The following is an 8,226-nucleotide window of genomic DNA, read 5'->3' as shown; positions in this document are numbered from 1 at the left end:
TCATCAAGCAGGGCATGCTGGAAACGTCCAACGTCAACGTGACCGAAGAGCTGGTCAACCTGATCCAGGCCCAGCGGGTCTACGAGATGAACTCCAAGGTTCTCTCGGCGGTGGACGGCATGATGTCCTTCCTGATCCAGCGTACGTAAGTGGGTGGTGGACACCATGAACTCATGTTTGGTCTCGCGCACATCGGTAGGAGGTGCATGATGAAAACCATATGGATGCTGGGGCTGGTGGCGCTGGGTGGCTGCAGCAGTACCCTCAACACAGCCAAGCCGGATGACCCCGAGTTTTCCCCTGTATACGGGGAATCGGAGTCTGTCTCCGTCAGACCGACCGGTGCCATTTTTCAACCGGATCAGGCCAACAGCATCTATTCGGACATCAAGGCGCACAGGGTGGGTGACATCATCACCATAGAGCTGGCCGAGTCGACCTCGGCCTCCAAGAAGGCCAATACCCAGAGCGGCAAGGACAATAAGCTGAACATGGAGCCTGTCATCCTGGGCGGTGTGCCGGTCACGGCTGGTGCTTATGATCTGTCGGCGTCCCTGGGCCAGAACAGCGCTTTCAAGGGGCAGGCCAAGGCGGATCAGAGCAACAGCCTGCAGGGCAATATCTCGGTCAGCGTGGCCAAGGTGCTGCCCAATGGCAACCTGCTCGTGCGTGGCGAGAAGTGGATCATGCTCAACAATGGCAACGAATATATCCGGATCACCGGCATGATCCGCCCCGAAGATGTGACGGCCGAGAACAGCGTGTCGTCACAGAGGGTCGCCAATGCCCGCATCCATTACGGCGGTACCGGCGATCTGGCCAACAGTCAGGAGCAGGGGTGGCTTACCAGCTTTTTCAATGGCCCCTGGTGGCCGCTCTAGGAGATGTTATGAAGTCACTCCGTCTTGTGACCCTGATCTGCTGTCTGATGCCCTTGGGAATGGCCCACGCCTCCCGTATCAAGGACATCAGCTCGGTGGAAGGAGTACGTAACAACCAGCTGATTGGCTACGGTCTGGTCGTTGGCTTGCCCGGTACCGGCGAGAGGAACAGCGCCTTCACCGAGCAAACCTTCCGCACCATGCTCAACAACTTCGGTATCAAGGTGCCGGACAACATCAGGCCCAAGATCAAGGACGTGGCGCCTGTGGCTATTCATGCAGAGTTGCCTCCGTTCGCCAAGCCTGGCCAGACCATAGACGTGACGGTATCGGCCATCGGCGAGGCCAAGAGCCTGCGGGGCGGCACCCTGCTGCAAAGCTTCATGAAGGGGCTGGACGGGCGTGTCTATGCGGTGGCGCAAGGCAGTCTGGTGGTGGGGGGGCTGGGCGCTGAAGGGGCCGATGGCTCCAAGGTGGTGATCAATACGCCGACGGTGGGGCGTATCGCCAACGGCGCGACTGTGGAGCGGGAGGTACCGAACTCCTTTAGTCAGGGGGATACCATCACCTTCAACCTCAATCGCCCCGATTTCACCACGGCCCGCCGGCTGGCGGACGTGGTCAACGATCTGGTGGGCCCCAACACGGCGCAGGCACTCGATGCGACCTCGGTCAAGGTCTATGCGCCGCGGGATCCGGGGCAGCGGGTCTCCTACCTCGCCACCATCGAAAATCTGGAAGTAGACCCGGCCAGCGAGGCGGCCAAGATCATCGTCAACTCCCGTACCGGCACCATTGTCATCGGCAGTCAGGTGCGGCTCAAACCGGCGGCCATCAGCCACGGCGGGCTGACGGTGACCATAGCCGAGAATCAGCAGGTGTCACAGCCCAACCCGCTCTCTGACGGCCAGACGGTGGTGACCAACAACTCCACCATCAATGTGCAGCAGGAGCAGGGACGCATGTTCAAGCTCGATACCGGTGCGACCCTGGATGATCTGGTGAGAGCGGTGAATCAGGTCGGGGTGGCGCCCGGCGATCTGATGGCGATCCTGGAGGCGTTGCAACAGGCGGGCGCTATCGAAGGTCAGCTGGTCATACTGTAACAAGCGGCAAGGGGTTGCCACGGGCGGCAATGAGGTAAGCAAAATGGCAGAATTTGACACCAACAGCGGCGTGAATATGGGGATGGTGCAGGATATCAAGAACCTGGACCGCCTGCGCCAGCTGAGCCAGAGCAAAGAGGGCAAGGCCGAGGCGCTCATGGCCGCCTCTCGCCAGTTCGAGTCCATCTTCACCCAGACCCTGTTTCAGGGCATGCGTCAGGCCAACCAGGCCTTGACTCAGGACAACCCCATGAACAGCAGCTACACCCAGTTCTACGAGGGCATGCTGGATGAACAGCGGGTCGCCGACATGACCAGCAAGGGAGGGATGGGGCTGGCCGAGATGGTGGCCAAGCAACTCTCACCCGAGACCTTTACCCGTCACGATGGACGTGTGCTCAAGATGCCACAGCGTACCGAACGGGTCTACAAACCCTACCAGCCCCCCACCTCTGGCCCAAACGATCTTATCTCCGCCTCAAAAGTTGGCAAAGATTTTGCTAACAAAGAGATGCGTGCCGATGCCCAGCCGCTGACTGTGCCGCATCGCCCCCGTCGCACAATTCCCCCCATGGGGCCCGCGCAGGGGGCCAAGGCGCTGGACAGGACAGCGCAAGTGTTTGAAACCCCCGAAGAGTTCGTTAATCGCCTGATGCCACTTGCCAAGAAGGCGGCGGACAAGCTGGGGCTTAGCCCGGCGGTGCTGGTGGCCCAGGCGGCGCTGGAAAGCGGCTGGGGCAAACGGGTGATCAAGAACGGGCAAGGGCAGGTGACCCACAATCTGTTCGGCATCAAGGCCGATCCGCGTTGGGAAGGCCCGAAGGCGGTGGTCAACACCCTGGAATATGAGCAAGGGGTGGCCTCGCGCCAGAAGGCATCGTTTCGCTCTTACGAGTCGTTCGAGGAGAGCTTCAACGACTATGTCGATTTCCTGACCTCGGGGTCTCGCTACAAGGGGGCCCTGACCAAAGTAGACAGCCCGGACCGTTACTTCGAGGCCTTGCAACAGGCCGGATATGCGACGGATCCCCAGTACGCCAGGAAACTGAAACAGGTATTGCGCAGTGATGCCATTGCCGGCTACTCCGCTACCAACCACACAGAAATGGAGCTGTAAGTCATGGCAAGCGATCTGCTTGGAATTGGTACCTCGGGTGTGATGGCCCAGCAGCGACTGCTGCAGACCACCAGTAACAACATAGTGAACGTCAATAGCCAGGGCTATGTGCGTGAACGAACCCTGATCTATACCAGTTCCGTCGGTCTGGGCACGGGCGACATGCTGACCGAGCGGGTCATCAATGCTTATGCCCAGGGCGAAGTGCGGCGCGACACCTCCGCCTATTTTGCCTCGGCGACCCGCTACGAGCAGCTCTCCAATACCGATACCTTGCTGGGGGACACCAGCAACAGCGTCGGGACGGCCATCACCTCCTATTTCAAGGCGTTTCATACCGCCAACGAGGCGCCGGCCGATATTGCCGGCCGCAAGATCACCCTGAGCGAGCTCAGCGGCATGGTCAACCGCTTTCATACCTTGTCGTCCCAGCTGGACAAGCAGACCGACACGATTAACACCACCATAGGTGACGAGACCAAGCGGGTGAACGGCCTCATCAACAGCATCAATGATCTGAACCAGGCCATCATCCGTACTCAGGGCTCGCCGGAAGAGAACCTGATGCTGTTCGATCAGCGGGATGAAGCCATCCGCCAGCTTTCCGAGAAGATGGAGATCCGTACCGTGCCCCAGGCCAATGGCAGTGTGCTGATCAATATGAGCACGGGCCACTCCCTGGTGCTCAATAGCGGGGTGGCCCAGTTCAGCGTCGTGCCGGGTGATCCTGATCCCCGCGAGCCCGAACTGCAGCTGCTCGCGGGGACCAACAAGACCCGCATTAACGAGAGCAGCATTGGTGGCGGCGTGGGGGGCTTGTTCTCCGCTCGTCGTGATCTGGAGCCGGCCAAGCGCGAACTGGGTCAGTTGGCCGCGGCCATGGCCGATGCCATGAACCAGCAGAACCGGCTGGGCATGGATCTGGATAACGAGTTGGGGGGGGATCTCTTCTCCCTTGGTGTCAGCGATGGCTTGCCTTATGAAAAAAACACAGGCACAGGTGCTGCCAAGGTCAATTTCGTGCCAGGTAAAGGCAGTGAAGTGACCACCTTCAATTACGAGATACAGTTCAGCAGCGCCACAGGTTACGAGGTGTTCTCCCTCGACAAGGATGGCAATCGAACCTCGCTGGCGACCGGTACCACGCCCCCGGCCAAGTTTCAGCTTCCGGGCCATGGTATCGAGATTGATCTGTCCGGCTCGCCGGCGGCAGGGGATCGCATCCTGCTGCAGCCGACCAAGCGGGCCGCCGCCAGCTTGGGGCAGCTTGTTACCCGTCCCGAGGATCTGGCGCTGGCATCCCCCCTCAAGGCGGACAAGAGCAAAGACAACAAGGGCTCTGCCGAGATCAAGTTCAACGGCATTTTCAACACCAGCACGGGCTCGGGTTTTGGTACCAACACCCTGGATCCGACGGCACCCCAGGTGGTGAAAGTCGACAACAGTGGTAACTACGCGGTCTATGCGGCGGACGGCACAACCCTGATCGGGGTGGCGCCAGCTTCCAGCAATGGCCAGAATTTGATGGCCGCCATCGAGAGCCCGCTGGGAGGACCCAAGGTGTATGCGAACCCGACCCAGACACCTGGCTACGAGTTCAGCATCACAGGTACGGTAAGGGCCAGTGACACTTTCACCCTGAGCTATAACAAAAATGGTTTTGCCGATAACGCCAATGGCTTGGCGCTGGCTGAGCTGCAGAACAAGGATCTGGTGCGCAAGAGCACCAATACCGGCACCAGCAATGACAAGATGACCTTCAACGAGGCCTATTCAGGTCTGGTGACCGGGGTGGGTATCAGCACCAGCCAGGCCAAGACGCTGCTCAAGGCTAACGAGGCAAAATTGACCCAGAGTACCAATATTTTCGAGAGCGTCTCCGGTGTGAGCCTCGAGGAAGAGGCGGCCAATCTGATCCGCTTCCAGCAGTCTTATGCGGCATCGGCCCAGGTGGTCAGTACGGCCAAGACCATCTTCGACACCCTGTTGTCATCAGTGAGGTAAGTTCATGCGTATTACCACCAACATGGTTTATAACCGGAATATCTCTTCTCTGAACAACGCCAATGAAAGATTGAGCACGGCTTATGAACAGCTGCAGAGTGGAGATAAATTCAAGACGTCGGGAGAAGATCCCTCCGGCATGAGCCAGAAGATGGCGCTGACCAAGGAGATAGATCTGTTCAAGCAGTATGGCGTGAATGGCAGCTTGCTTGAGAACAGCCTTGGCCATGCAGAGACAGTGCTGACCGCGCTCAATACCGCCATGACCAGTGCCCAGACCCTGATCCAGCAGGCAAACAACTCGGCGGTGGGGTCCGATGATCGCAAGGCGATCGCCAGCGAGCTGGAAGGCTTGCAAAAGCAGATGTTCGATCTGATGAACAGCAAGAACTCCCAAGGCGAATTCATTTTTGGTGGCAACCAGAGCAAGACCCAGCCCTTCATCAAGGATGCCAGCGGTAATTACGTCTTTCAGGGGGATACAGGCCAGCGCAATATCCAGGTCTCTCCGACGGTGCAAATCGCGGCCAATGATTCCGGCTTCAATCTGTTTGAAATGGTGCCAACCCGCAGGACCAGCAGTGCGGGCAGCGCCAATATTCAGGTCAGAGTGGCCGATCAGGGCAACTTCGACAACTTTCATCGCACCAACTTTGACCCCGCCCTGGCCAGCAACCAATACACGGTGACCACCGCGGCGGGGGCTCCTGATACCTATGAGATAAGGGATAGCGGCGGCGCCCTGCTGCAAAGCGGTGACTATGTGGCAGGTAACCAGATCCCCTTCAATGGCCTGGAGTTGACCCTGGATCTGCCCGCAGGGGGCGCCGCGCAAAACTTTGTGCTGGATCCGCCCCAGAACAACAACATTCTGGATGGTATGTCCGATTTCATTACGGCTTTGCGTGATCCCACTATGTCGGCAGACGATTTTCAGGTGAAGGTAGCGGATGCCACCGCCCACATGAAAAATGCCCGACTGAATGTCGATAAGGGGCTGGGTGAAATTGGCGGCAGGATGAACAGCCTGGAGCAGGTACTGGGTTCGAATGAGGGTCTGAGTACCCTCAATCAGCAGGTCAGGGCCAAGGTTTCCGAGGCTGACTTGTATGAGGTCATTGCTGCATTGTCCAAAGAGGATGCAGCCTTGAGTGCCTCCCAGCTCTCCTTCAGCAAAATAAGCAAGCTGACCCTGTTTGACTATATTCGCTGATATTTTCCACCCCTGTTCAGCGCATTTCGGGACGCGATGAACAGGGGGCATCCAGATCTTGTTTGCCCAGCCATGATATATCCTCGTTTAAATCCTCTTTTTTCTCCAATTGTAACAAGCTGTTGCAATGGGCTATTTAACCCTCACTGTCGGGTTGACTCACACTGCGCATTCGATAATCATGCGGCCCGCACAACAGAGGGTTGTGCTGATTTTTTTGCAGCATCTCGTTAGGCGAGGCTCCTGTATAAACAAAGGCCACTGATCTCACGACGTCGAGAGACGCCCAAGCTCAGGACAGTTTTCATCGGATTAAGGTGTAAACCCAAGTGGCTTCCGGCATGCCGGATACGTTATACAGTGCTAAAGCTGGTACGTGGGGATGATGACACGCCGGACGGCGTCATTTCCTGCCTATTACTCGTCAATCAAATTGCTGTTTTCTTTCAGACAGCGACCGGATATCCGATCGCGCTCAGGCCCTGCCTGAAATCACATGAGATCATTTGTGATGAAGAAAACACAGACTCTACTCAATCGTCATCAACTGCTCGATCTGGCCGCCCTGCAGGGCTGGCTGGAGAATAATCTGGATCCGGTTCAGCGTGCCGATCAACTGCTGACCCTGCGTCCGGAAGAGCTCAACTGCATCTTCGATACCCTGCCCATTGTCGAGGGGGTGGCGCTACTCAACTCGTTGTCGGCCGAGTGTGCCGGACGTCTGCTGATGCGGTTGCACGCCAGCATAGTCGGTCTGTTGCAAGGGGCCATGCCCCGGCGCGACATGCTGGACATACTGCGTCGGCTCGGTAGTAGCGATCGCACCATGCTGCTCTCCCGCTTTCCGGAGCCGGTGCAGTCCACCTTCTACTCACTGCTCGACTGGCCGACCGAATCGGTTGGAGCCAATATGCGCCATGAATTTTTGGCCATCGGCGATCAGGATACGGTGGGCAGTGCCAAGCAGCAGATCCACGATGCCTGGGACAACGCCCAGTTATTCCAGCACCTCTACGTGGTCAACACCGAGCATCGTCTGCTCGGCAGCATAGCGCTCAAATCCTTGTTGATAGCGGATCCTCTGCTGCCGGTCAGCGAGCTGATGGACAGGGATACGGTGCGCATCAACGCCCGGGCGGATCAGGAGCTGGCGGCACGCCTGCTGATCGACCGTGACATCTCGACCTTGCCGGTGGAGGAGCAGGGCAAGCTGGTGGGTATCTTCCATGTGGATGATGCCGCCGACATCCTGGAGCTTGAATCCACAGAGGATGCCGAGATGCAGGGTGGTTCCTCGCCGCTCGATACTCCCTATCTGCAGGCGACCCCCTGGCAACTGTGGCGTAAACGGGTGGGCTGGCTGCTCATCCTGTTTGTGGCGGAGGCCTATACCGGCACAGTGCTGCGGGCGTTCGAAGAGCAGCTGGAAGCCGCCATCGCGTTGGCCTTCTTTATCCCGTTGCTCATCGGTACTGGCGGTAACAGTGGCACCCAGATCACCACCACCATAGTGCGCGCCATGGCAGTCGGTGAGGTGAGTCTGCGCAACCTTGGCACTGTGCTGAAAAAGGAGCTCTCCACCGGTCTGCTTATCTCGGGGGCCATTGCCATGGCGGCCTGGGTGCGGGCATGGAGTCTGGGCGTCGGCCCCGAGATTGGCATGGTGGTGACCTTTACCATCATCGCCATCGTGCTGTGGAGCGCCACAGTTGCATCCATTATCCCCATGGTGCTGCGCCGCTTTGGCATCGACCCTGCAGTGGTGTCCGCCCCCTTCATCGCCACCCTGGTGGATGGTACCGGTCTGATCATCTACTTCGAGATGGCCAAGTGGTTGCTGCCCGAGTTGCAGTAACCCGCACCTGACGCGGATGAGTCAAATAGCAAAAAGGCAGCTTGGGCTGC

7 protein-coding genes and 1 riboswitch are annotated in these 8,226 nt (G+C 58.3%); all 7 genes read left to right on the top strand.

The window, feature by feature from the left end; genetic code table 11:
- Positions 1-149, top strand: a 149-nt coding sequence (locus tag AAC083_RS08480; RefSeq protein ID WP_273543524.1) for a flagellar basal body rod C-terminal domain-containing protein, incomplete at its 5' end; no start/stop codon positions are given.
- Between the two features lie 60 nt (positions 150-209).
- The gene (flgH, locus tag AAC083_RS08475) at positions 210-881 is read left to right on the top strand and encodes a flagellar basal body L-ring protein FlgH (RefSeq protein WP_108536316.1); all 672 of its coding nucleotides are present in this window, start codon (positions 210-212) and stop codon (positions 879-881) included.
- A gap of 8 nt (positions 882-889) precedes the next feature.
- Positions 890-1,987 (top strand): flagellar basal body P-ring protein FlgI, encoded by a 1,098-nt coding sequence (locus tag AAC083_RS08470; protein WP_042036444.1) that lies wholly within the window; start codon positions 890-892, stop codon positions 1,985-1,987.
- A 43-nt stretch (positions 1,988-2,030) separates the two neighbouring features.
- On the top strand, positions 2,031-3,104 hold the full coding sequence (flgJ, locus tag AAC083_RS08465) for a flagellar assembly peptidoglycan hydrolase FlgJ (RefSeq protein WP_108536315.1): 1,074 nt from the start codon (positions 2,031-2,033) through the stop codon (positions 3,102-3,104).
- A gap of 3 nt (positions 3,105-3,107) precedes the next feature.
- Complete coding sequence (locus AAC083_RS08460) at positions 3,108-5,108, top strand: FlgK family flagellar hook-associated protein (RefSeq protein ID WP_108536314.1); 2,001 nt, start codon at positions 3,108-3,110, stop codon at positions 5,106-5,108.
- A 4-nt stretch (positions 5,109-5,112) separates the two neighbouring features.
- Positions 5,113-6,321 carry a flagellar hook-associated protein FlgL gene (gene flgL, locus AAC083_RS08455; protein ID WP_108536313.1) on the top strand — a complete coding sequence of 403 codons (1,209 nt, stop codon included), beginning with the start codon at positions 5,113-5,115 and terminating at the stop codon, positions 6,319-6,321.
- Positions 6,322-6,540: 219 nt separating this feature from the next.
- Positions 6,541-6,710, top strand: a riboswitch (M-box (ykoK) riboswitch).
- Between the two features lie 122 nt (positions 6,711-6,832).
- On the top strand, positions 6,833-8,176 hold the full coding sequence (gene mgtE, locus AAC083_RS08450) for a magnesium transporter (RefSeq protein WP_108536312.1): 1,344 nt from the start codon (positions 6,833-6,835) through the stop codon (positions 8,174-8,176).
- Positions 8,177-8,226 lie beyond the last annotated feature (50 nt).

It is taken from the genome of Aeromonas sp. HMWF014, assembly GCF_963878295.1.
Classification (GTDB): Bacteria; Pseudomonadota; Gammaproteobacteria; order Enterobacterales; family Aeromonadaceae; genus Aeromonas; species Aeromonas popoffii.
This window is presented reverse-complemented; position numbering and strand designations above follow the sequence as displayed.

Excerpts from the sequence above, each read along its gene's own strand:
- flgH (WP_108536316.1), top strand. The coding sequence starts at position 210 with ATGAAAACCATATGGATGCTGGGGCTGGTGGCGCTGGGTGGCTGCAGC.
- AAC083_RS08470 (WP_042036444.1), top strand. The coding sequence starts at position 890 with ATGAAGTCACTCCGTCTTGTGACCCTGATCTGCTGTCTGATGCCCTTG.
- flgJ (WP_108536315.1), top strand. The coding sequence starts at position 2,031 with ATGGCAGAATTTGACACCAACAGCGGCGTGAATATGGGGATGGTGCAG.
- AAC083_RS08460 (WP_108536314.1), top strand. The coding sequence starts at position 3,108 with ATGGCAAGCGATCTGCTTGGAATTGGTACCTCGGGTGTGATGGCCCAG.
- flgL (WP_108536313.1), top strand. The coding sequence starts at position 5,113 with ATGCGTATTACCACCAACATGGTTTATAACCGGAATATCTCTTCTCTG.
- mgtE (WP_108536312.1), top strand. The coding sequence starts at position 6,833 with ATGAAGAAAACACAGACTCTACTCAATCGTCATCAACTGCTCGATCTG.